Source organism: Mesorhizobium sp. WSM4845, assembly GCF_055811455.1.
Map to the genome: position 1 here is coordinate 60723 of NZ_JBVVQA010000010.1, position 23104 is coordinate 83826.

The following is a 23104-nucleotide window of genomic DNA, read 5'->3' on the forward strand; positions in this document are numbered from 1 at the left end:
TGGCCGCCGCGGGGCCCAAGCTCCCCCCCCACAGCGCCCGTAAAAACCACAACAAGCTAAACACGCCCCCGCGCGGATTTTTGGTTTATTTTTTCGCACCCGGGGCCGGGCGCCCAAACGCCGCGGCACCACAGCTTGACCGGCCTGCCGGTCATAGCACCCTGACCGGCCAGCCGGTCATAACAGCTTGACCGGCCTGCCGGTCATAGCAGCCTTCAGTGAACGGACGGGACGCGTGGCTGACCAGACCTTGCCCACCAGTGCGTGGCCGGCAAACGCCGCTCCATCCGATCTGATATCGCCGGGCCGCAAGCGGCTCGGCCGGGCGTTGATGGCCGCTGCGACGCTCGGCCTGCTGGCCGTGATCGCAGTCCAAATCCTTTACAAGTCAGAGGTCAACACTATCGGCTTCGAGACCTGGCGGCCGGTCGTCTATGCCTATGTGCTGTGGGGTGTTGCACTCGGCGTCGGCCAGGTGCTGACACGCGGCGAAGACGGCCAGCGCGCGCTGTTCCTGCTGCCGGCGCTGCTGTTCACCATCGCCATGGTGATCTTCCCGACGCTGTTCGGCTTCTACATTGCGCTGACCGACTGGAACCTCAGTTCCTTCTCCGGCCGCAAGTTCAACGGGCTCGACAATTTCTGGCAGATGCTGGCGGATCCCTATTACCGCAACGCGCTGTTCAACATGGTGCTCTATGTGCTGGCGGTGCTGGTCGAATACGTCATCGCTTTCGGCCTCGCTTTGCTGCTCAACGCACAGATCCGCGCGCGTAAATTCTTCCGTGTCGTCTTCCTGATGCCGTTGATGCTGTCGCCGGTCGCGGTGTCGTGGATGATCGGCAAGTCGCTGATGGAATACCGCTTCGGGCCGGCCGCGGCGCTGGCGCGCCAGCTCGGCTGGGAAAACCCCGCCTTCTTCTCAAACCCGATCACCGCCCGCATCTCGATCATGGTGCTGGACGCCTGGACGTTCATCCCGTTCATGATGATCATGCTGCTCGCCGGGCTTCAGGCGATGTCGCGCGAGGTGCTCGAGGCGGCCAGGGTAGACGGCGCCAATGCCTGGCAGACCTTCTGGCAGGTCACCTTTCCGCTGATGCTGCCGGTATCGGTGACGGCGATCATCCTGCGCATCATCTTCAAGTTGAAGCTTGCCGACATCATTATCACCGTCACCTCGGGCGGCCCGGGCGGCGCGACCGATTCGGTGTCGAGCTTCATCTACCGCGAGTATCGCGACCGCTCGAATGTCGGCTACGGCACCATGCTGGCGATGGCCTACCTCATCATCATCATCGTGTTCGTGACGTGGCTGTTGAAATTCGCAAACCGCTTCGTGCGCAACGTCAATTGACAGGCGGCCAGATGAGCGTCCAGACCACCGACTATGCCGCTTCCGAAATTCGCTCGCCGGCGAGCTTTTTCGCCAACCGCGTCTTCATCTATGGCGCGCTGGTGTTCTGGGCCTTCATCTGCCTGTTCCCGATCTACTGGACGATAACCACCTCGTTCAAGACCGCGGTCGACGTCACCCAGGGCCATCTCATCCCGTTCGTCGACTTCCAGCCGGACTGGAAGGGCTGGCGCTCGCTCGGCCTGTCGCCGGATGCGATCTTCCGGACCTCGACGGTGCGCGACGAGTTCATCAAGCGCTTCATGAATTCGGTCATCACCTCGGTCGGCGCATCGAGCCTCGCCATCGTCATTGGCAGCCTCGCCGCCTACGGCCTCACCCGCTTCCGCTATCACTTCGCCTGGTTCAAGAACGAGGACATCTCCTTCTTCTTCCTGTCGCAGCTGATCCTGCCGCCGGTGGTGCTCGCCCTGCCCTTTCTCGTGCTGTACCGGGAAGTCGGCATGCTCGACACGCGCATCGGGCTGATCCTGCTCTACACGCTGATGGTGCTGCCGATCGTTATCTGGATCATGCGCGACCAGTTCAACTCGATCCCAGTCGAACTGGAGGAAGCAGCCCTCGTCGACGGCCTGTCGATCTGGGGCGCCTTCTTCCGCATCGTCATGCCGATCGCGCTGCCGGGCATGGTCGCGGCGTTCATCCTGGCGATGGTGCTGTGCTGGAACGAGTATTTCTTCGCCGCACTGCTGACCTCGACCGACGCAAAAACCATTCCCGTGATGGTGGCGAGCCAGACCGGCTCGCAGGGCATCAACTGGTGGTCGATGGCCGCACTCGCCACCGCCGCGATAACACCGCTCGCCGTCATCGGCATCGCGCTGGAGCGCTACCTCATCATGGGCATGACCGCAGGCGCGGTGAAGTAGGCCCTCGCCACTCCTTCGAGCGTTGCAACTGTGGATGCTTTTGAACGCCGGCGGGACAGCGCCCCCCTCTGTCCTGCCGGACAGCGCCCCCACTTGGGGGGAGATCGGCCGTCACGCCGGTTTTCGCTAATCTCCAACGCCGCAGGAATGAGCGGGGCGCTGAAACAGCGAATCTCCCCCCTTGTGGGGGAGATGTCCGGCAGGACAGAGGGGGGCGCGAAGGATCGCTACGGTTTTCATCCTGCATCCTGCAACGCTCGAAATGGCGCATCCGTTAGCGTGACAATATCGCCCGCATATGCTCGAGGATCATCGCGACACCCTTTTGCCCCAGTTCCGTCGAGGCCTCAGGGGCGGTCGCCGTATACCATCCCGTATTGTCGGCGAAGTGGCCGGCGTCCACCGCTTCTGGGCACAGCGCCAGCATCAGCGACGTCTCGCCGATGCCGGCATGATCGAAGGGATACTGGCCGTCCGTCACCGTCGGCATCAGCGGATGCACTTGTATCCAGTTGAAGAAATTGCCGCCCTCGGCGTGCTCGGCATAGTGGCCGGCCATCGTCTCGGAGGCCCACCAGCCCTCGCCGCGCTCCTTCTCCAGAAAACGGAAGATCGCCTGGCGGCCAGCGGTCTTGAAGGCGAGATCGGTCGGCATGCCGGCAACAAAGTTCTCGGTCTGGTGGTGGATGATGGCGTGGATGTTGCGAAAACCGATGCGCAGCAGGCTGTAGAACAGTTCCTCCGCGAACGGCGCCAGCGCCCTGCCGCCGACCTGAACCGAGCCATTGCCCTCTGGCGGCGCCACCGCGTAGCTCGCCGCGCCATAGTAGAAGGCTGGCAGGATGGCGATGTTGGCTTCCTTTTCGAACAGCTCCAGCATCTTGACCACCGCCAGCGTATCCATGCCGACGGCCATGTGCTCACCATGGTATTCGAGCACGCCGAGCGGGAGCACGACCGGCCAGTTCTCGGCGATCGCCTTGCGGATCTGGTGCGGCAGCATCAGCTCGTAGCGCATGACGCCTACTCCATGTTGGTGTGGCGGGCGGCGTCGATACGGCTTTCGCCGATCCGAGCCAGCACCGTGCCACGTTCGTCGAGTGCAATCCTGAACAGATCTGTGCCGGCATTTCGTACAGACCCACCAGCTTGCTGCCCTCAAAAACCCATCTGGATTGTTTGGTCACATCTTCCCCGAACAGCTTGTTTTTGCTCATGCTATCACCGTGAAAGTTCGTGTCCAACGGCTCGGAGTGCTTTTGCAGCGCCTCAGGCATGATAGTCTCGGGACATACGGAAATGAGGAAACGGCAGCATATGAAGACACGGCATTTCGACCGCATCGGCAATGGCGGCATCAGTTTCACGGAACTCGGCTTCGGCACGGCGCCGCTCGGCAATCTTTATCGTGCCGTCTCCGACGAGGATGCCAACGCCACCCTGGAGGCTGCATGGCGGGTCGGTTGCCGCTACTACGACACCGCACCGCTCTACGGGCTTGGCCTGTCGGAAACGCGGCTCAATCCGTTCCTGCGCTCGAAAAAGCGCGACGACTATGTGCTGTCGAGCAAGGTCGGCCGCATCATGCGCGCCTGCCCGCCGGACCAGCGCACCGGCATCGGCAAGTTCTTCGACACGCCGTCGCGCCGCGAGGTCTACGACTACAGCTATGACGGGGTCATGCGCTCCTTCGAAGCCTCGCTGGAACGCCTCGGCGTCGACCGCATTGACATCCTTTTCGTGCATGACGTCGACGTCTTCACGCATGGCAGCAAGGCGGCCGCGGACCAGCGCATCGAGGAGTTCATGCGCTCGGGCTATTACGGGCTGCTGTCCCTGCGTGACCAGGGCATCATCAAGGCGTTCGGCGGCGGCATCAACGAATGGCAGGTTGCCCAGACGCTTGCCGAGCGCGGCGACTTCGACCTGTTCCTGCTTGCCGGGCGCTATACGCTGCTGGAGCAGGAGGCGCTGCAATCCTTCCTGCCGCTATGCCAGAAGCGCGGCATCGGCATCGTTCTCGGCGGGCCGTATAATTCCGGCATCCTGGCAACCGGTCCGAAGCCCGGCGCCTACTACGATTATACCGAGGCGCCGCAGGACATCATCGACCGCGTCACGCGCATCGAGGCTGTCTGCAAGCGCCACAGTGTGCGCCTGATCGAGGCGGCACTGCAATTTCCGCTGCTGCACCCTTCGGTCGTGTCGGTGATCCCCGGCGGCCAGCGGCCGAGCGAGGTCGAAAGCAATCGGTCGCTGCTCGACGCGAAGCTGCCATCGGCACTCTGGGCCGATCTCAAGCAGGAAGGGCTGATGCGCGCCGATGCACCGACGGCATAGAGCCCGCCAAAGTGGCGCGAAAGAAAAGCCGGGCATGCCCGGCTTTTCTGGTCTCTGAAAAGGGTACCAAGGCGCTTAGTTGACTGCGTCCTTGAGGCCCTTGCCGGCCGAAAACTTCGGCACGGTGCGCGCCGGAATCTGCACTTCGGCGCCGGTCTGCGGATTGCGGCCGGTCGAGGCAGCGCGTTTTGACACTGTGAAATTTCCGAAGCCGACAAGCCGGACATCGCCGCCCTTCTTCAGTTCGCCGGTGATGACGGAGAACACCGCATCGACAGCCGACTGCGCGTCACCCTTCGAAATACTCGCGGCGTCGGCGACAGCGGACACCAGTTCGTTCTTGTTCATAAAAATTCCCTTCCATGAGAAACCGGAACGTACGACTCATCCGGCAGGAAACGGACTTTAGAAAGAAGCGCTTCCGCAACCAAGTCGAAAAGCGTCAAAAGAGTCGAAAAAACCCCGGAATTCCGGGGTTTTTCACATGAAAGAGCCGGGCTCTAGGCCCGGCTCTCCGTTGTGCATTGCAACTTTAGCACGTGCTAATGAGCTAGCGACTTGCTGGCGTCGTCTCCGGCATCCACCGCAGCCGGCGCATTGACCGGCTCGACCCACTCGATCGCCTCCGGCATACGCACCAGCGCATGGCGCAAGACTTCACCGACCCGCCCGACCGGAACGATCTCCATACCGTTCTTCACGTTGTCCGGAATCTCCGCCAGATCCTTGGCGTTGTCTTCCGGGATCAGCACCTTCTTGATGCCGCCGCGCAGTGCTGCAAGCAGCTTCTCCTTGAGCCCGCCGATCGGCAGCACTCTGCCGCGCAGCGTGATCTCGCCGGTCATCGCCACGTCGGCCCTGACCGGGATGCCGGTCAGCACCGAGACGATCGCCGTCGCCATCGCCACGCCCGCCGACGGTCCGTCCTTGGGCGTTGCGCCTTCGGGCACGTGGACGTGGATGTCGCGCTTGTCGAACAGCGGCGGCTCGACGCCGAAATCGAGAGCCCGCGAGCGGACATAGGAGGCCGCCGCCGAGATCGATTCCTTCATCACGTCGCGCAGATTGCCGGTCACCGTCATGCGGCCCTTGCCGGGCATCATGACGCCTTCGATCGTCAGCAGCTCGCCGCCGACTTCCGTCCAGGCGAGCCCGGTGACAACGCCGACCTGATCGTCGGCCTCGACCTGACCGAAGCGGAAGCGCGGAACACCAAGGTAATCGGCGAGATTGTCCGCCGTGATGTCGACCGTCTTCTTCTTCGTCTTCAGGATCTCGGTCACCGCCTTGCGGCCGAGCTTCATCAGCTCGCGCTCCAGACTCCTGACGCCCGCTTCACGGGTGTAGGTCTGGATGATGCCGCGGATCGCGTCCTCGCCGACGGAGAACTCGTTCGGCTGCAGCGCGTGATCGCGGATCACCTTCGGCATCAGGTGGCGCTTGGCGATCTCGATCTTCTCGTCCTCGGTGTAGCCGGCGATACGAATGATCTCCATGCGGTCCATCAAGGGTGCCGGAATGTTCAACGTGTTCGCCGTGGTCACGAACATCACGCTCGACAGGTCGTATTCGACCTCGAGATAGTGGTCCATGAACGTCGAGTTCTGCTCGGGATCGAGCACCTCGAGCAACGCCGACGACGGATCGCCGCGGAAATCCTGGCCCATCTTGTCGATCTCGTCGAGCAGGAAGAGCGGGTTGGATTTCTTCGCCTTCTTCATCGACTGGATGACCTTGCCGGGCATCGAGCCGATATAGGTGCGCCGGTGACCGCGGATCTCGGCCTCGTCGCGCACGCCGCCCAGCGCCATGCGGATGAACTCGCGGCCGGTCGCCTTGGCGATCGATTTGCCGAGCGAGGTCTTGCCGACGCCGGGAGGCCCGACGAGGCACAGGATCGGCCCCTTCAGCTTCTTCTGGCGGCTCTGCACGGCGAGATATTCGACGATGCGGTCCTTGACCTTGTCGAGGCCGAAATGGTCGGTGTCGAGCACGTTCTGCGCGAAGCCCAGATCCTGCTTGACCTTGGAGTTCTTGCCCCACGGTATCGACAGGATCCAGTCGAGATAGTTGCGTACGACGGTCGATTCAGCCGACATCGGCGACATCGTCCGCAGCTTCTTCAGTTCGGCTTCCGCCTTTTCGCGGGCCTCCTTGGAGAGCTTGGTCTTCTTGATGCGCGCCTCGATCTCGGCGGCCTCGTCGCGGCCGTCCTCGCCCTCGCCGAGCTCCTTCTGGATCGCCTTCATCTGCTCGTTGAGGTAGTATTCGCGCTGGGTCTTCTCCATCTGGCGCTTGACGCGCGAGCGGATGCGCTTCTCGACCTGCAGGACGGAGATCTCGGCTTCCATGAAGCCCATCGCCTTTTCCAGCCGCTCCTTGACCGAAAGCGTGGCCAGCATCTCCTGCTTCTCGGGGATCTTGATGGCAAGATGCGAGGCGACCGTATCGGCGAGCTTGGAATAGTCGTCGATCTGGCTGGCGGCACCCACCACTTCGGGCGAGATCTTCTTGTTCAGCTTGACGTAGTTCTCGAAGTCGGTGACGACGGAACGGGCCAGCGCCTCGACCTCGACCTCTTCCTCATCCGGTTCGACCAGTGCTGCGGCGCGGGCCTCGTGAAAATCGGGACGGTCGGTGAACGAAACGATTTTCGCGCGCGAGGCGCCTTCGACCAGCACCTTGACGGTGCCGTCCGGCAGCTTCAGCAACTGCAGCACATTGGCGAGCGTGCCGATGTCGAAGATCGCATCGGACTCGGGATCGTCATCGGCGGCATTCATCTGGGTCGCAAGCAGGATCTGCTTTTCCTGACCCATCACCTCTTCCAGCGCCTTGATCGACTTTTCACGCCCGACAAAGAGCGGAACGATCATGTGCGGGAACACCACGATGTCGCGCAGTGGGAGGACTGCGAAGACGCCGTCGCTGGGAGCCTTGGATATTTTGGCCATTGTCCAACCTTTCATGTCGCGACCGCCAATCGGCCAACCGCGATTCTCATATTAACGACCGGGGATGGTTCCGCCTACCACCGTTTGTGACGGGAGTTTTACAGCACAGAATTCGGCGCCACGGCCTTCTTCCGTTAGTTGGAGGCACGCGAGGCAAAGATCAAGGGTCGACACGAAACCGTTCATCCAATCCGTCATAATCCATTCATCACAAGTCGGGCCGTTCATCATAGCCTGCCCATCCACAAACGGCAAAACGGCGCCTTGCGGCGCCGTTTGAAGAACTCCACTACAACAGGGCTGACGTCAGGCGCTGACGTTGCCCTTCTTTTCCTTCTGCTCGGAATAGATGTAGAGCGGCCTGGCGTTGCCGGACACCACCTCTTCCGAAATAACCACTTCGCGCACGCCTTCCAGCGCCGGCAGCTCGAACATCGTGTCGAGCAGGATCGCCTCCATGATCGAGCGCAGGCCGCGCGCGCCGGTCTTGCGCTCGATGGCGCGCTTGGCGATCGCCGACAGCGCATTCTCGTGGAAGGTCAGGTCGACATTCTCCATCTCGAACAGCCGCTGGTATTGCTTGACCAGCGCGTTCTTCGGCTCGGTCAGGATCTGGATCAGCGCCGGCTCGTCGAGGTCCTCCAGCGTTGCCAGGACCGGCAGACGGCCGACGAACTCAGGAATGAGGCCGAACTTCAACAGATCCTCAGGCTCGACCAGACGGAAAACGTCGCCGGTGCGGCGATCCTCGGGTGACGCGACGGTGGCGCCGAAGCCGATCGAGGTCTTGCGGCCGCGATCCGAGATGATCTTGTCCAGCCCGGCGAAGGCGCCGCCGCAGATGAACAGGATATTGGCGGTGTCGACCTGCAGGAATTCCTGCTGCGGGTGCTTCCTGCCGCCTTGCGGCGGCACGGAAGCGACCGTGCCTTCCATGATCTTCAACAGCGCCTGCTGGACGCCCTCGCCCGACACGTCGCGGGTGATCGAGGGATTGTCCGACTTGCGCGAAATCTTGTCGATCTCGTCGATGTAGACAATGCCGCGCTGGGCGCGCTCGACATTGTAGTCGGCCGACTGCAACAGCTTGAGGATGATGTTCTCGACGTCCTCGCCGACATAGCCGGCCTCGGTCAGCGTCGTCGCATCGGCCATGGTGAACGGCACGTCGATGATGCGGGCCAGCGTCTGCGCGAGCAGCGTCTTGCCGCAGCCGGTCGGGCCGATCAGCAAAATGTTGGACTTCGCCAGTTCGACGTCGTTGTTCTTGCCGGCATGCGCGAGGCGCTTGTAGTGGTTGTGGACGGCCACCGACAGCACGCGCTTGGCGTAGGGCTGGCCGATGACGTAGTCGTCGAGAACCTTGAGGATCTCCTGCGGGGTCGGCACGCCCTCGCGGGACTTCACCATCGAGGTCTTGTTCTCCTCGCGGATGATGTCCATGCAGAGCTCGACGCATTCGTCGCAGATGAACACCGTCGGGCCGGCGATCAGCTTGCGCACTTCGTGCTGGCTTTTGCCGCAAAACGAGCAATAAAGCGTGTTCTTGGAATCACCGCCGCTGTTGCCGACCTTGCTCATTTTCATGTCCTTTCATAGCCGCCCGCCGATGGTCTGGTTGAAAGGGCGCATAACTCAATCTATCGCGGGAAATCGCCGCCGCCAGTAGTCCGGCTCCCGCAACGCATTCCATACGAAACACATATCAGAAAACGTCGCAATGATTCGCATCAACCCCGCACAAAGCTAAGCCGTCGAAAATCAACATAGGCTTAACGTAGGCAATCGCTCCCGTCGAGGGAACAGCCAATTGTGGCCGAAATGCCGCAAGCGGCATCAAAAGCGTGTTTTCCCGCCATCCAACTGCCACCGGGCTTATGTGGCAAGACCCTCGATCGGCTCACGCGACGAAATGACCTTGTCGATGAGGCCGAATTCCCTGGCCTCGTCGGAGGTCATGAAATGGTCGCGGTCGAGCGTCCTTTCAATCTCGTCGTAGCTCTTGCCGGTGTGCTTGACATAGACCTCGTTGAGGCGGCGCTTCAGCTTGATGATGTCCTGGGCGTGGCGCTCGATGTCGGAAGCCTGGCCCTGAAAACCACCGGAAGGCTGGTGGACCATGATGCGGGCGTTCGGCGTGGCGAAGCGCATGCCCTTCTCGCCGGCGGTGAGAAGCAGCGAGCCCATCGAGGCGGCCTGGCCGATGCACAGCGTCGCCACCGCCGGCTTGATGAACTGCATGGTATCGTAGATCGCCATGCCCGAGGTGACGACGCCGCCGGGCGAATTGATGTAGAGGTTGATTTCCTTCTTCGGATTCTCCGCTTCGAGGAACAGGAGCTGCGCGCAGACCAGCGTCGCCATGCCGTCCTCGACCGGACCGGTGATGAAAATGATGCGCTCTTTCAGGAGCCGAGAGAAAATGTCGTAGGCCCGCTCGCCGCGATTGGTCTGCTCGACCACCATCGGAACGAGGTTCATGTAGGTTTCGACGGGGTTCTTCATGGACTATCCCTTATTGAAGATGGGATTCCGGCGCCGGAGATGAGCAAGTCGGGCAGAATCGGTTCTGGATCGTTATCCCTGTAAATAGGATGTCGGCTCACCCTAGCGCAAGGCCGCCCCTCCTAGCCATCCGGTTAAGTCGAATCAAGGTTTCTGCACAGAATTCGGCCGAAGCTGCGCCGGCTGCTGTTGAAGCGGCGCGGCTGCGCTGCCGGGTAACAGTTTCTTAACCGCGTCGCTTAACGAAATGTGCCGAAACTGCTTTCCCGGGATACGGCTTCCCCTACAATTCAACGTTGAGCTTGCGTGGAAAGTTCAAACTGGGGGGAGTGCAATGATCGGGAAAACTGCTTCCTCGGCCATCGCCAGCCTCGCCGTCCTCGGCATGATGTCCGAAACGGCTGCCGGCGGGCGCGCCGTCGAGTGCTACGAGCAGGTCAACAGGCCGGCCGTCTACGAGACCGTCTACGAAAACGTGCTCGTCAGCCCGGCCGGTCAGCAGGTGGAATCCGTTCCGGCGATCTACGGGACGCGCGAGCGGGTGGTGCAGATCGCACCGGCGCGTGTCGGCTACGAGATCGTGCCTGCCATCACCCGCACCATCTACCGCACGGTGAAGGTCGATGACGGGCTACTCCTGGGAATGGCGCGTCATCAACGGCCGCAAGGTGCTGTGCAAGGTCAGGCACAAGGCGCGCTATCAACGGGTGGCCGAGACCGTGGTGGTGCAGCCGGAGCGCCAACGGCGCGTCGTCAGTCCCGCCGAGTACGAGAGCGTCGCCGAGGAGGTTCTGGTGCAGCCGGAGCAGCGGCGGATCGTCAATTTTCCCGCCACCTACCAGACAGTGGCGCGCCGGGTTCTGGTCCGCGAGGGCTCGTCGCGCTGGCGGCAGGTGCGTGTTCCGCGGCACTGCCGGTTTTAGGTCAGACCGCCTCCGCCCGCAGCCACGCTTTCAGGCCGCCGACGTCGCCATTGCCGACGGTCGCTGCGACGCGCCTGCCGACCGCCGCGCCGAACTTGTAGCCGTGGCCGGAGCAGGCCGAGACGACAAGGCATTTGCCCTTCTCATGCGCCAGGAACTTTTCGTCGACGGTGAAGGTGTAGGCGCAGGTGACGACCTCGGTGACCTTGTATTCTTCGATACGGGCGATCGGCGGCGAAAACAGGTCGCGGATCGCCTCGCCCTCGCCCGCCACCGGCTGGCGGTTCCAGTCGGCATCGCTGGTCGGCACCCTGTGCAGCCCTGAGCCGAATTTCATGCCGGCGCCGCCGGACGGCGGGATCACGTAGCCGTCGACAGCGCCGCCGACGTCGAGGATGACCGGGGCCGAATGCCATGCCGCTTTCAGATCCGCCGGCGGTTCGACATAGGCGAGCGCGGTGCGCCAGGTCTCCAGGTCGCCGCCCAGCTCCGGAAACAGTTTCAGCACCCAGGCGCCAGCGGTGACGACGATGCGGTCGGCCTGCATCGTCTCGCCGCTTTCAAGCACGAGGCGGCCAGCCTCGGCGTCGACCTCCACCGCCTTGCTGTTTTCGTAGACATTGGCGCCGGTTCTCCGCAGCCATTCGGCGAGGCGGGAGGCAATCTTGCGACAATGCAGCGCACCACCCTCCGGCGAAAAATATGCGTAGCGGAACGAGCCGGGCTGCAGGAACCGCCAGCGCTTGGCTGCGGCGTCCGGCTCGAACAGTTCGATCGGGTAGTTTCCGGCTTCCATGCCCTCGCGGTATTCCTCGGCTTCGTCTCCCGGCTCCCGCGAAATGCAGATGAAGCCGCGCGGGTCGAGATGGTTCTCGCCGAGGTCGGCCCACATCTCGTCCCAGGCTTCATAGGCTTCGGTGATCAGCCGGCCATAACCCGAGGCTGCGCCATAGGCGCGGCGGATGACGCGGTGATGGTCGCCCGAGGCGGCAAGCGGATTGGGAATCGGTCCCTGCTCGACGATTGAGACCCGGTGCCCGGCCTTGACCAGCGACCAGGCCGTCGAAAGCCCCGCAATGCCTGCGCCGACCACGATCACATTCATCAAGTCAGTCTTTCCGCAGCCGCGCCGGCTGGCTAAATGCGCTTTTGTGCATGTCGTTGTTGCAAAACCGCTTCACACTTTTGGGCGACATGCATCGATTGCCGGGCGCCAACATACGATCTGGCATCAAGCTGGCAAGCCTTGGAGCGCCGCGCGTCGTTCGACGCGCAAAGGACGCTCCAAAACGTTGAATCTGCGCATGATCCTTTCCGAAAACCGATTCCGGTTTTCGGGGTCATGCGTTAATTGTCTCGCATGACCAAATTGAAGCCGACCTATCTTGCCTTCGATTCCTCGACCCGCCATGTGCGACTGGACCCACACGAGGCGGCTTTCTTCCAGAACCCCTACGCGGCCTATGCCTTCATGCATGGCGCATCGAATGTCTTCTTCTGGGAAGAGTTCGGCTTCTGGTGCTTTGGCGGCTTCGACGACGTCAGCCGGCTGCTGCGCGACCGGCGCTTCGGCCGCCAGAACCCGGCCGGCATCCCTGACAGAAGCGGCGTCGGCCAAGACCGCACCCATCTCAGCAGCTTCGACGGCATCGAGGCCAATTCGATGCTGGAGCTGGAGCCACCCGTTCACACCAGGCTCAGAACACTGGTCAACCGCGCCTTCGTCTCGCGTCAGGTCGAGCGGCTGAGGCAGCGCGTCGAGGCGCTGGCCAACGAGCTGATCGACCGTTTCGAGCCGGGCCAGGTCGACCTGCTGCCAGCCTTCGCATCGCCTTTGCCGATCACCATCATTGCCGAGATGCTCGGCGTGCCGGTCGAGATGGGGCCGCAACTCCTCGACTGGTCGCATCGGATGGTCGCCATGTACATGCACGGCCGCACCCGCGAAACGGAAGAGACGGCCAATCGCGCAGCACATGATTTTTCGGATTTCCTGCGCGGCCATGTTGCCGAGCGGCGCAAAAACCCCGGCGACGATCTGCTGTCGCTGCTGATCTCGGCGCAGGACGATGGCCAAAAACTCTCGGAGGACGAGCTGGTGTCCTCGGCCATCCTGCTGCTCAATGCCGGCCACGAGGCGACCGTCCACCAGACCGGCAATGCGGTGCGCGCGATCCTCGCGCAGGGCGGCGACCCGCGCCGCTTCTTCGCCTCGCCGCAAACGACCACCGCCACGGTCGAGGAATGCCTGCGCTTCGATGCGCCGCTGCACATGTTCACACGTTATGCCTATGAAGAGTTCGAGGTCGGTCCCGGTGTCATCGTGCGGCCGGGCGAGACGATCGGCCTGCTGCTCGGCATGGCCAATCACGACCCGATGGCCTTTGCCGAACCCTTCGCCTTCCGGCCGGATCGCGCCGACCAGAAAAACGTCTCGTTCGGCGCCGGCATCCATTTCTGCATCGGAGCGCCGCTGGCCCGGCTCGAATTGCAGGTATCGCTGAAAACCTTGTTCGACCGGCTACCGCGGCTGCATCTGGCCGAACAGCCGCGTTTTCGCGACAGCTACCATTTCCACGGGCTGGAAAGGCTCGCCGTGCACAGCGGACAATGATCAAAGCTTGATCACATACTCCTTGCGTGTCGTTTCAAGCACTTCCCAGCTTCCCTTAAACCCCGGCCTGAGCACGAAACTGTCGCCAGCCCTGACGGTGCGCGCCTCGCCGCCCGCCTCTGAAATCACCGAGACGCCCGACAGGATGTGGCAGAACTCCCACTCGTCATACTCGATGCGCCATTTGCCTGGCGTCGCCTCCCAGATGCCGGCATAGAGGCCGCCGTCGCGTTCCTCGACATTCCAGGTGCGGAACTTTGGATCGCCTGAAATCAGGCGATCCGGCGCCGGCGCGCCAGGTTCCGGGTCAACGCTTTCAACATCGACGGAGAGGAATTTTGGCGCGGTCATGGAAACTCCTTGCAGCAGGGGTCAGACCTTGGCGAGAGCCTGTTCCAGATCGGCGACGATGTCGTTGACATCCTCGATGCCGACCGAGAGCCTGACCGTATCCGGCCCAGCGCCGGCGGCGACCTTCTGTTCGTCGGACAATTGCCGATGCGTGGTCGACGCTGGATGGATGACCAGCGACTTGGTGTCGCCGACATTGGCGAGGTGCGAGAACAGTTCGAGTGCCTCGACGAATGCGATGCCCGCCGCATAGCCGCCCTTCAGGCCGAAGGTGAACACCGCACCGGCGCCAAGCGGCGAATACTTCTTCTGCAGCGCGTTGTTGTTGTCGCTGGGCAGGCCGGGATAGGACACCCAGGCGATCTTTGGGTGGTTGGACAGCCACGCGGCGACGGTGACCGCATTGTCGCAATGGCGCTGCATCCTGAGCGGCAGGGTTTCCAGCCCGGTCAGGATCAGGAACGCATTGAAGGGCGAGATCGCCGGGCCCATGTCGCGCAGGCCGAGCACGCGCGCGGCAATGGCGAAAGCGAAATTGCCAAATGTTTCGTGTAGGACGAGGCCGCCATATTCGGGGCGCGGCTCAGACAGCATCGGATATTTGCCGGATTTCGACCAGTCGAAGGTACCGCCATCGACAATGGCGCCGCCGATCGAATTGCCGTGGCCGCCGATGAACTTGGTCAGCGAATGCACGACGATGTCGGCGCCATGCTCGATCGGCCGCACCAGATAGGGCGAGGCCAGCGTGTTGTCGACGATCAGCGGCAGACCATGTTTGCGGGCGATGTCGCCGATCTTTTCGATGTCGACGAAGACGCCGCCCGGATTGGCCAGGCTCTCGATGAAGATCGCCTTGGTCTTTTCGTCGATCTGGCTTTCGAAGGTCGAGATGTCGTTGGTGTCGGCCCAGCGCACCTGCCAGCCGAAATTCTTGAAGGCGTGGCCGAACTGGTTGATCGAGCCACCGTAAAGCCTTGTCGCGGCGACGAAATTGTCGCCGGGCTGCATCAAATTGTGGAACACGAGCACCTGCGCGGCATGGCCCGACGCCACGGCCAGCCCCGCGGTGCCGCCTTCGAGTGCCGCGATACGCTCTTCCAGCACCGCCTGCGTCGGGTTCATGATCCGGGTGTAGATGTTGCCGAAGGCTTTTAGCCCGAACAGCGAAGCGGCATGGTCGGCATCATCGAAGACAAAGGAGGTCGTCTGATAAATCGGCGTGGCACGCGCGCCGGTCGCCGGATCGGGCTTGGCGCCGGCATGGACGGCGAGCGTGTTGAAACCGGGCGTGCGGGTCATGGATTACCTCCCCTGAATGCTGAATGCTGAATGCTGAGTGGTGAATGGTGAAGGGTGAAGGGTGAAGGGTGAAGGCAACGTCGGCCAGCCCCATCGTGATTGCAAGCGGCTCATATGCCGCTGTGGCCGCCTTCCGGAAAAATCCTTCTATTCACCATTCACTATTCACCATGTACCACCTACTTCCGGCGGACGCCAAAACTCTGGAATCCCGGCCGCATCAGCGGCTTCTTCGACGACAACACGCCTGAGTTGACGCCGGTCCAGCCGATTTCGCCCGACAGCTTGCCATATTCGATCTTGGGGCAGCGGTTCATCACCACATTGATGCCGGCGGCCTCGGCGCGTGCGGCTGCCTCGTCATGGCGCACGCCAAGCTGCATCCAGATGACTTTCGGCAACGGATCGAGCCGCAAGACGTCGTCGACAACGCCCGGCACCGCCGCCGAGCCGCGAAACACGTCGACCATGTCGATCGGCTCGGGCACATCGGCGAGCCTGGCATAGGTCATCCGGCCAAGGATTTCCTTGCCGGCCTGGCCGGGATTGATCGGGAACACCGAAAAGCCCTTGCCCAGCAGGTATTTCAGCACGAAATAGCTCGGCCGCACATCGTTGGCGGACGCACCGACCATGGCGATGGTCTTCACCGAATTGAGGATGCCGGCGATATAGGCATTGTCGTAGGCGTCATGGTTCATGCCTCGTCCTCATACAGGGCTTCGTCGAGGAAACCATCCGGATCGTTGCAGAAACTGCGCATCATGCGGAAATGATCGGTATCGCGGAAAGCGGTGGGAAACGGGTCAACCCGGCAGCGAGATCCTGCCGTCTTCCGCGATCGGAAAAGCCGGATTGTGCGCCACTTCCCAGACATGCCCTTCGGTGTCGGCGAAATAGCCATACCAGCCGCCCCAGAAGGCGCGGCCGGCCGGCTTGACGATCCGGCCGCCGGCCTTCTCGGCCATCGTCAGCACGTCATCGACCTCCGCGTCGGAGCGCGTGTTGTAGGCGAGGTAGATCGCCGACGGCGCCCTACCGAACGTAACGCCTGAATCGGCTTCGGCGCTTTCGCGCGGGAACAGCCCGAGAATGACGCCGCCCATCTGGAAGAAGGCGACGCCCTCGGTGATCCCGGCATGGCGGGTCAGGCCCATCGCCTCGTAGAAGCGCGTGGCGCGCTCGAGATCATCGACGGCAATGGTGATGATGGAGATGCGAGGCTCCATGTCTATTCTCCGTCCCTATTCCTCCGTCCATTCCGGCTTGCGCTTGCCGATGAAGGCGCCGATGCCCTCTTCAGCGTCGCGCGCCAGCATGTTCTCGACCATGACGCGGCCGGTATAGGCATAGGCGTCGGCCAGCCCCATTTCGGCCTGCGCGTAAAAGGCTTCCTTGCCGGTCTTGACGACCAAGGCCGATTTTGCAGCAATGGTTTGCGCGTATTTGGTGACAATCTGATTGAGATATTCGCGCGGCACGACGCGGTTGATCAGGCCGAATTCCTTGGCCGTCGCCGCATCGATGGTCTCGCCGGTCAAAAGCATCTCTATCGCCTGCTTGCGCGAAACGTTGCGCGACAGCGCCACCATCGGCGTCGAGCAGAACAGCCCGATATTAACGCCCGGCGTGCAGAAGGTCGCCTCGTGCGAGGCGATCGCCAGATCGCAGCTCGCGACCAGTTGTGCCCCGGCAGCCGTCGCCAGGCCATCGACCTCGGCGATCACCGGCCTGGGATGGCGCACGATCGCCTGCATCAGTGCCCCGCAGGCGGAAAACGTCTCCTCGAAGAACGCCTTGCCGCGATCGGCATCGGTGCGGCGCGCGGTCATTTCCTTGAGGTCGTGTCCGGCGCAGAACATTTTTCCGGCCGCCGCCAGGACGATGACGCGGACGGATCTGTCGGATTTGGCACGGTCGAGTTCCGCCGTCAGCGCCGCCATCACCGCCAGCGACAGCGCATTGGCCGGCGAATTGGCGAGCGTCAGGCGGAGCACGCCCTTGTCCAGCCTCGTGACAACAGGACCTTCGGCAACAGCAGGCTTGATGGCGACGATTTCAACCATTTTTCAAACCTCTTCCCATGTCTCCAACCTCATTATTGGCCAGCGGCATCGGGTTCGCGGGGCCATGGAACAAAAGAACTAGCACGCTGCCGATTGAAGAACAGGCTTAAGGCGTGTTTTCTCAGGCCACGGCACATATAGGAAACCGCGTATGCCTGCGCAAAAAAATCTCAAGCCGGTGCTGACCGCGGCGCAGGTCAATGCGCTGATGGAGACCGTCTATCCGCAGCTCAACGACCAGTTCACCTTCTACGAAGCGATCGAGGTGTTTGCGGGCGGCTGCACGGTACGCCTGAATGCCGACGAGCGGCATTTGCGCCCCGGCGGAACCGTGTCGGGCCCGTCGCTGTTCACGCTGGCCGACATAGGCGGCTATGTCTGCGTGCTTTCGCATGCCGGGCCGGACGCGCTTTCGGTCACCACCAATCTCACCATCAATTTTGTCCGCAAGGCCGAGGCCGGACCGATCGATGGTCATTGCCGCATCCTGAAGCTTGGCAAGAGCCTGATGGTGTTCGAAATCGACATCGTCGCCGGACCGGACGGACACACGGTAGCGCACGCCACGGGAACCTATTCAATCCCGCCGAAGCGGTTTGATCATGTGGTAAAATAATACCTTTATCTCAAACCGTTGTTTTCACTTTGTTTTCTCCGCCCTGTTGGTTTTCATCAGCCTTGACGTGATACCTCCCCCTCGCCTATAAGCCCTCACGGAACAGCGGCCCGCGAAGGCCGCCGTTTTGTTATTGGCGGCGGGCGAGCTCTCGGCGTCAATCCAAGCAACAAGAAACGCCTTTCCTTGTCGTTCGTCGATGGGGAAGGTCCGAACCGAAAGCAACAATCCATGGCAACCTTTTCGCAGAAGCCTGCGGATGTGGTGAAGAAGTGGGTGCTGATCGACGCCGAGGGTCTCGTCGTCGGCCGTCTCGCCACTGTCATCGCCAATCATCTTCGCGGCAAACACAAGCCCACCTTCACCCCGCATGTCGACGACGGCGACAACGTCATCGTCATCAATGCCGACAAGGTGGTGTTCACCGGCAAGAAATTCACCGACAAGGTCTATTACTGGCACACTGGCCACCCCGGCGGCATCAAGGAGCGCACCGCGCGCCAGCTGCTCGAGGGCCGTTTCCCCGAGCGTGTCGTCGAGAAGGCCGTCGAACGCATGATCCCGCGTGGTCCGCTCGGCCGTCGCCAGATGAAGAATCTCCGCGTCTATGCAGGCACGGAACATCCGCATGTCGCCCAGCAGCCCGTCACGCTCGACGTGGCCAAGCTGAACGCCAAGAACAAGAAGGTTTCGTAAAATGGCTGAGCTTTCCTCGCTCGCAGAACTCGGAACTGCCACCGGCAACACCAACACGCAGCCGGCTGCACCCGTCCACGTCCAGAAGCTCGACAAGTCGGGCCGCGCCTATGCCACCGGCAAGCGCAAGAACGCCATCGCCCGTGTCTGGGTGAAGCCCGGCTCCGGCAAGATCGTCGTCAACGACAAGGTGTTCGCCGAATATTTCGCGCGCCCGGTCCTGCAGATGATCCTCAACCAGCCGATCATCGCCGCCAACCGCGCCGGCCAGTACGACATCGTCGCCACCGTCATCGGCGGCGGCCTTTCCGGCCAGGCCGGTGCCGTGCGTCACGGCATCTCCAAGGCGCTGACCTATTACGAGCCGGCGCTGCGCGGCGTGCTCAAGAAGGGCGGCTTCCTGACCCGCGACAGCCGCGTCGTCGAGCGCAAGAAATACGGCAAGGCGAAGGCCCGCCGCTCGTTCCAGTTCTCGAAGCGCTAAGCACTGCTTCTGCTTCAGACAGTCGAAAAGGCCGCCTCCGGGCGGCCTTTTCTTTTGGTGCCGAGCCCACCCGCGCCTGCGGCGCGACCTCCCCATCAAGAGCCATCAAGGGGAGGTAGAAGGTCGGGACAGCTTCCCGCTCGCCGAACGGTCTGCAAAAGCCGGCCGGGCGCCGGACGATGGTCTGAGTGTAAAGCGCGACGCCCTACCTCCCCTCGATGGGGAGGTCGGTGCGCAACGCCAGGTGGGGTGACGGCGCCGGGCGCAGTTCATGCCCGACGCAGGCCTCAGGTCCGGCTGTCCCTGATGAAATCGATAAACGCCCGCAACGGCGCCGGCACGAGACGCCGGCCGGGATAATAGAGGAACGGCCCGGGGAAGCTCTGCCACCAAGGTTCGAGGACGGGTTCGAGCGCACCGCTCTCGAAGTAAGGGCGAAGCCAATCCTCGAACAGGCTGACAATGCCGGTACCGGCGATGGCTGCATCGACGGCGAGATCGGCCGCTCCGCCCAGGGTCACGAGAAGCGGCCCCGTCGGATCGACCCGCACCACCTCGCCGTCGCGCTCGAATTCCCATGGCGGCATCGCCCCGCTGGCGAAGCGGCCGCGCAGGCAGGCGTGACCGAGCAGGTCGCGCGGGTGTTGCGGCCGGCCATGGCGGTCAAGGTAGGCAGGGCTGGCGGCGGTGGCAAAGCGCTGCAGGCGCGGTCCGATCGGCACCGCGATCATGTCCTGCTCCAGCCGCTCGTCATAACGGATGCCGGCATCGCAGCCTGCCGCGAGGACGTCGACAAAGCTCTCCTCGGCGACCACCTCCAGCCGGATGCCGGGATAGGCAGCGAGAAACCCCGGGACGATGCTGGGCAGCACCAGCCGCGCCGCGCTGACCGGCACGTTGAGGCGCAACGTGCCTGCCGGCCTGTCGCGGAAGCCATTCACAACGTCGAGGGCCGATTCCACCTCGGTCAAGGCTGGGCCGAGCCGGGCCAGCAAGCTCGCGCCCGCTTCGGTCGGGACGACGCTGCGGGTCGTCCGGTTGAGCAGCCTGACACCGAGTTGCGTCTCGAGGCGGCGCACCGCCTCGCTCAAGCCCGACGCACTGCCGCCGCTGGCGCGGGCGCCATCGCGAAAACCCTTGGCCCGCGCCACGGCGACGAAGGCGTTCAGATCTCCGAGATCGACCTTCATTTTTCGACATTCCGTACAGCCCGTGCGGAATGTACCCAATTATCGTGAGATCGGACAGCGCCTATCTCAACCTCATCCTGAACGGAGATAGACCATGTCCAGCATTGACCTTTCCGGCACGTTCACTCTCGGCGACCGCACCGTGAAGCGGCTCGGCTACGGCGCCATGCAGCTCGCAGGACCCGGCGTCTTTGGTCCGCCCAAGGACCATGGCGCGGCATTGGCCGTGCTGCGCGAAGCTGTTGCGCTTGGGGTCAATCACATAGACACCAGCGATTTCTACGGCCCCCACGTCACCAATCTACTCATCCGCGAGGCGCTCGCGCCCTATTCCGACAATCTGACGATCGTCACCAAGATCGGCGCCCGTCGCGTCGCGGATGGCTCGTGGCTCCCGGCCTTCTCGCCCGAAGCGCTGACGGAGGCGGTGCACGACAATCTGCGCAATCTCGGGCTCGACGTGCTTGACGTCGTCAATCTCAGGATCATGTTCGACGCGCATGGCCCCGCCGAAGGGTCGATCGAGGCGCCGCTCACCGTGCTGGCCGAGCTTCAGCGACAGGGCCTGGTGCGTCACATCGGGCTCAGCAATGTCACGCCGGCACAGATCGAAGAGGCGCAACGGATCGCCCGGATCGTCTGTGTGCAGAACCAATACAACCTGGCGCACCGGGGCGACGATGCCTTGATCGACCAACTCGCCCGCGACGGTATCGCCTATGTGCCGTTCTTTCCGCTCGGCGGCTTCAACCCGCTGCAGTCGTCTACCCTGTCCGGCGTCGCTCAGCGCCTGGGCGCCACGCCGATGCAGGTCGCGCTCGCCTGGCTGCTCGGTCGCGCGCCCAATATCCTGCTCATCCCCGGCACGTCTTCCGTTGCGCATTTGCGGGAGAATCTTGCCGCGGCCGAACTTGAACTGCCGGAGGATGCCGTGAGGGAGTTGGACGGCGTGGCGATGGCGGCATGAGGATTGGCGAAAGCGGCAACGAGCCAATCTCGCCATGATCGACAGGCTGGCGGGACAGCGCCCCCCTCTGCCCTGCCGGGCATCTCCCCCACTTGGGGGGAGATTGGCAGCTTCGCGGACAGCGCCCTTTTTGCAAGGTTGGTGGTTGGCGAAATCAGTGATGAAGGCCAATCTCCCCCCAAGTGGGGGAGATGCCCGGCAGGGCAGAGGGGGGCGCGAAGGATCGCAACAGAGCGCTTTTATTCTGAGCCGCTGCATTCTTCGGCGGATGTCACGGAATGGATCCCAGGGTCTGCAGCGCGTCGCTTCGCTCCTTGCTCCGCCCTGGGATGACGAAGGCATGGTGGCCTGTGGCTAATCCCCAGCGTCAGAGATGTTGGCTGCAGGCCGGCCGGCAGCGCGACCGCCGGTCAAAGAACCAAATCCACGGTGCAGAGGAACTAGTTGATGCTCGCTGTATTCGCCGGCTCCGCCGGCCGCGCCTCATCCGAATAAGGCACGCGGTAGCCGTTTGCCGCCAGCCAGTCGATCGCCGCTTTCGGCTCGTCGGTCTGGATGATGGTGGCGCCGCGCTCGGCCCAGAAGCCGTAGGTCTCGCGCGGCAGGCTGGCGAACACCGCCAGTTCATCGCCGCGACCGCCGGCAAGGAAGCCGCCCGGCTTGTTGACGATGGCGTAGGTATTGGCCCAGATGTGCCAGTCGCCCCTTATCGCCGCGGCGCGCATGCGCGGGCTGAACAGCGGACCGCCGGTCTCGGTCAGCGTCTCCGCGCCGTCCCGCCAGTTGATCATCTCGACCGCGCGCGGCGAAAAGGCGCCGCTGACTTTCTCGGCGAAACCGGCGTCGCGAACCGCGTCGTCGGCAATGATCGGCATGAACTGGAAACCGCTGCCGATCGCGCCCATGGCGGCCTTGACAGCGGTGATCCTGGCCGGGTTCCACAGGTTCTCCTTGACGATCACCTGTTCGGCCATGCCAAGGTCACGCGCCACCGCGATCATGCCGGCCAGGCTGTCGACGTCGAGCTTGTTGTCGATGTTGACGAGGATCCTGTCCCTGGTCGCCATCAGCATCTCGCGCAGCGTCGAAACCGGCTCGTCGGTGACGGCGCCGGTGCCCTCGATCACCAGCCTGCAGGTTTTGAGTTCGGCCAGCGTGCGCTTGACCACCTCGCCCGTGCAGTTCGTCGTGCGGTCGAGCCAGCTGTCATGCATGACGACGAACTGGCCGTCCTTCGAGCGCCTGACATCGACCTCGACGATTTCGGCGCCAAGCGCGATCGATGCCTCGAGGGCGGCGATCGAGTTCTCCGCAAACAGCGTCTTGCGGGCCTGCAGGCTGCCGGCGCGGTGTGCCGCCACCATGACATGGTCGCGCCACTGGTTGGCGTGTTCGAAACGGTCGAGAATCTGCCTGGCGCGTGTTTCGCCAGCCAATGCCGAGCCAGTGAACAGCACCGAGGAGGCGGCAAGCACAAGTTTCAGCCAGGTCGTTCGCATGAGAATCGCTCCTACCGGATGCAAACCCGGATAAGCGACGCGCGTGACAGCCCAGTGAACGAAGCCGGCTTCGCAAATGCCGGAAAGTCAGGTCAATGCCGGCTGAAGCGGCCGTTCTTCAATCTCGACTTGCCGAGATCGATGCCGCCGTCCTGGTGGTCGGTGGCCAGCTTGGCGTGCTGAAATCTGCTGCGTTCCCCGGCTGACAACCATCCCGCGCAAGGACGGGTGGCTACTTTCGGTTGTATTCATGCATATCTACGCAAATTCCGGGTTGCCATGCGGGCTCACCTGGCAAGCAAGAAGTTGTG

The 23104-nt window shown here is 62.8% G+C and carries 22 protein-coding genes and 1 pseudogene; 9 read left to right on the forward strand and 14 right to left on the reverse strand.

What is annotated here, in order from left to right:
• Positions 1 to 235: 235 nt before the first annotated feature.
• Both AC0L2C_RS13930 and AC0L2C_RS13935 read left to right on the forward strand, forming a co-directional pair.
• A complete protein-coding gene (locus tag AC0L2C_RS13930; protein ID WP_128170029.1) occupies positions 236 to 1357 on the forward strand; it encodes a carbohydrate ABC transporter permease in 1122 nt (373 codons plus the stop codon).
• Positions 1358 to 1368: 11 nt separating this feature from the next.
• The gene (locus AC0L2C_RS13935) at positions 1369 to 2286 is read left to right on the forward strand and encodes a carbohydrate ABC transporter permease (protein WP_027155318.1); all 918 of its coding nucleotides are present in this window, start codon (positions 1369 to 1371) and stop codon (positions 2284 to 2286) included.
• Positions 2287 to 2560: 274 nt separating this feature from the next.
• Here AC0L2C_RS13935 and AC0L2C_RS13940 read toward each other — a convergent pair whose 3' ends face one another.
• Entirely contained in the window at positions 2561 to 3304 is a 744-nt protein-coding gene (locus AC0L2C_RS13940; RefSeq protein ID WP_473523587.1) for a creatininase family protein, read from the reverse strand.
• Between the two features lie 299 nt (positions 3305 to 3603).
• On the opposite strand from AC0L2C_RS13940, the gene AC0L2C_RS13945 reads away from it, so the two are divergent.
• Complete coding sequence (locus AC0L2C_RS13945) at positions 3604 to 4626, forward strand: aldo/keto reductase (RefSeq protein WP_473523588.1); 1023 nt, start codon at positions 3604 to 3606, stop codon at positions 4624 to 4626.
• Between the two features lie 75 nt (positions 4627 to 4701).
• Here the strand turns inward: AC0L2C_RS13945 and AC0L2C_RS13950 are convergent, their stop codons facing one another.
• The 4 genes from AC0L2C_RS13950 to clpP form a co-directional block, all read right to left on the reverse strand.
• A complete protein-coding gene (locus AC0L2C_RS13950) occupies positions 4702 to 4974 on the reverse strand; it encodes an HU family DNA-binding protein (RefSeq protein ID WP_023798342.1) in 273 nt (90 codons plus the stop codon).
• 194 nt (positions 4975 to 5168) lie between these two features.
• A complete protein-coding gene (gene lon, locus AC0L2C_RS13955) occupies positions 5169 to 7580 on the reverse strand; it encodes an endopeptidase La (RefSeq protein ID WP_287229749.1) in 2412 nt (803 codons plus the stop codon).
• 306 nt (positions 7581 to 7886) lie between these two features.
• Complete coding sequence (gene clpX, locus AC0L2C_RS13960; protein WP_027155315.1) at positions 7887 to 9161, reverse strand: ATP-dependent Clp protease ATP-binding subunit ClpX; 1275 nt, start codon at positions 9159 to 9161, stop codon at positions 7887 to 7889.
• Positions 9162 to 9455: 294 nt separating this feature from the next.
• On the reverse strand, positions 9456 to 10085 hold the full coding sequence (clpP, locus tag AC0L2C_RS13965) for an ATP-dependent Clp endopeptidase proteolytic subunit ClpP (RefSeq protein ID WP_128170025.1): 630 nt from the start codon (positions 10083 to 10085) through the stop codon (positions 9456 to 9458).
• Positions 10086 to 10708: 623 nt separating this feature from the next.
• Between clpP and AC0L2C_RS13970 the strand changes: the two genes are divergently transcribed.
• Positions 10709 to 11008, forward strand: coding sequence for a hypothetical protein (locus tag AC0L2C_RS13970; protein WP_473523589.1), 300 nt, complete (start codon positions 10709 to 10711; stop codon positions 11006 to 11008).
• Position 11009: 1 nt separating this feature from the next.
• On the opposite strand, the gene AC0L2C_RS13975 is transcribed toward AC0L2C_RS13970, so the two are convergent.
• Positions 11010 to 12113 carry an NAD(P)/FAD-dependent oxidoreductase gene (locus tag AC0L2C_RS13975; RefSeq protein WP_473523657.1) on the reverse strand — a complete coding sequence of 368 codons (1104 nt, stop codon included), beginning with the start codon at positions 12111 to 12113 and terminating at the stop codon, positions 11010 to 11012.
• Between the two features lie 255 nt (positions 12114 to 12368).
• Here AC0L2C_RS13975 and AC0L2C_RS13980 point away from each other — a divergent pair, with 255 nt between their 5' ends.
• Entirely contained in the window at positions 12369 to 13622 is a 1254-nt protein-coding gene (locus tag AC0L2C_RS13980; RefSeq protein WP_473523590.1) for a cytochrome P450, read from the forward strand.
• On the opposite strand, the gene AC0L2C_RS13985 is transcribed toward AC0L2C_RS13980, so the two are convergent.
• From AC0L2C_RS13985 to AC0L2C_RS14010, 6 genes and pseudogenes are all read right to left on the reverse strand, one after another.
• Complete coding sequence (locus AC0L2C_RS13985; RefSeq protein WP_128170022.1) at positions 13623 to 13973, reverse strand: cupin domain-containing protein; 351 nt, start codon at positions 13971 to 13973, stop codon at positions 13623 to 13625.
• Positions 13974 to 13994: 21 nt separating this feature from the next.
• Positions 13995 to 15275 carry an O-acetylhomoserine aminocarboxypropyltransferase gene (locus AC0L2C_RS13990; protein WP_287363268.1) on the reverse strand — a complete coding sequence of 427 codons (1281 nt, stop codon included), beginning with the start codon at positions 15273 to 15275 and terminating at the stop codon, positions 13995 to 13997.
• 179 nt (positions 15276 to 15454) lie between these two features.
• On the reverse strand, positions 15455 to 15976 hold the full coding sequence (locus tag AC0L2C_RS13995; RefSeq protein ID WP_287363269.1) for a CoA-binding protein: 522 nt from the start codon (positions 15974 to 15976) through the stop codon (positions 15455 to 15457).
• Positions 15973 to 16074 (reverse strand): annotated as a pseudogene (locus AC0L2C_RS14000) (AAA family ATPase); the annotation flags it as partial. The gene AC0L2C_RS13995 and the pseudogene AC0L2C_RS14000, both read right to left, overlap by 4 nt.
• Positions 16075 to 16081: 7 nt before the next feature.
• Positions 16082 to 16504, reverse strand: coding sequence for a VOC family protein (locus tag AC0L2C_RS14005; protein ID WP_287363270.1), 423 nt, complete (start codon positions 16502 to 16504; stop codon positions 16082 to 16084).
• 15 nt (positions 16505 to 16519) lie between these two features.
• Positions 16520 to 17341 (reverse strand): enoyl-CoA hydratase, encoded by an 822-nt coding sequence (locus tag AC0L2C_RS14010; protein ID WP_473523591.1) that lies wholly within the window; start codon positions 17339 to 17341, stop codon positions 16520 to 16522.
• 151 nt (positions 17342 to 17492) lie between these two features.
• Here AC0L2C_RS14010 and AC0L2C_RS14015 point away from each other — a divergent pair, with 151 nt between their 5' ends.
• The 3 genes from AC0L2C_RS14015 to rpsI all read left to right on the forward strand — a co-directional run bounded on the left by AC0L2C_RS14015 (position 17493) and on the right by rpsI (position 19137).
• On the forward strand, positions 17493 to 17957 hold the full coding sequence (locus AC0L2C_RS14015; protein WP_023798352.1) for a PaaI family thioesterase: 465 nt from the start codon (positions 17493 to 17495) through the stop codon (positions 17955 to 17957).
• Positions 17958 to 18188: 231 nt separating this feature from the next.
• Complete coding sequence (gene rplM / locus AC0L2C_RS14020; protein ID WP_023798353.1) at positions 18189 to 18653, forward strand: 50S ribosomal protein L13; 465 nt, start codon at positions 18189 to 18191, stop codon at positions 18651 to 18653.
• A gap of 1 nt (position 18654) precedes the next feature.
• Positions 18655 to 19137 (forward strand): 30S ribosomal protein S9, encoded by a 483-nt coding sequence (rpsI, locus tag AC0L2C_RS14025; RefSeq protein WP_027155304.1) that lies wholly within the window; start codon positions 18655 to 18657, stop codon positions 19135 to 19137.
• A gap of 287 nt (positions 19138 to 19424) precedes the next feature.
• Here the strand turns inward: rpsI and AC0L2C_RS14030 are convergent, their stop codons facing one another.
• A complete protein-coding gene (locus AC0L2C_RS14030; protein WP_473523592.1) occupies positions 19425 to 20327 on the reverse strand; it encodes a LysR family transcriptional regulator in 903 nt (300 codons plus the stop codon).
• Between the two features lie 94 nt (positions 20328 to 20421).
• Between AC0L2C_RS14030 and AC0L2C_RS14035 the strand changes: the two genes are divergently transcribed.
• On the forward strand, positions 20422 to 21294 hold the full coding sequence (locus AC0L2C_RS14035; protein WP_473523593.1) for an aldo/keto reductase family oxidoreductase: 873 nt from the start codon (positions 20422 to 20424) through the stop codon (positions 21292 to 21294).
• Positions 21295 to 21734: 440 nt separating this feature from the next.
• Here the strand turns inward: AC0L2C_RS14035 and AC0L2C_RS14040 are convergent, their stop codons facing one another.
• Positions 21735 to 22793 carry a glycerophosphodiester phosphodiesterase family protein gene (locus AC0L2C_RS14040; RefSeq protein WP_473523594.1) on the reverse strand — a complete coding sequence of 353 codons (1059 nt, stop codon included), beginning with the start codon at positions 22791 to 22793 and terminating at the stop codon, positions 21735 to 21737.
• Positions 22794 to 23104: the final 311 nt, after the last annotated feature.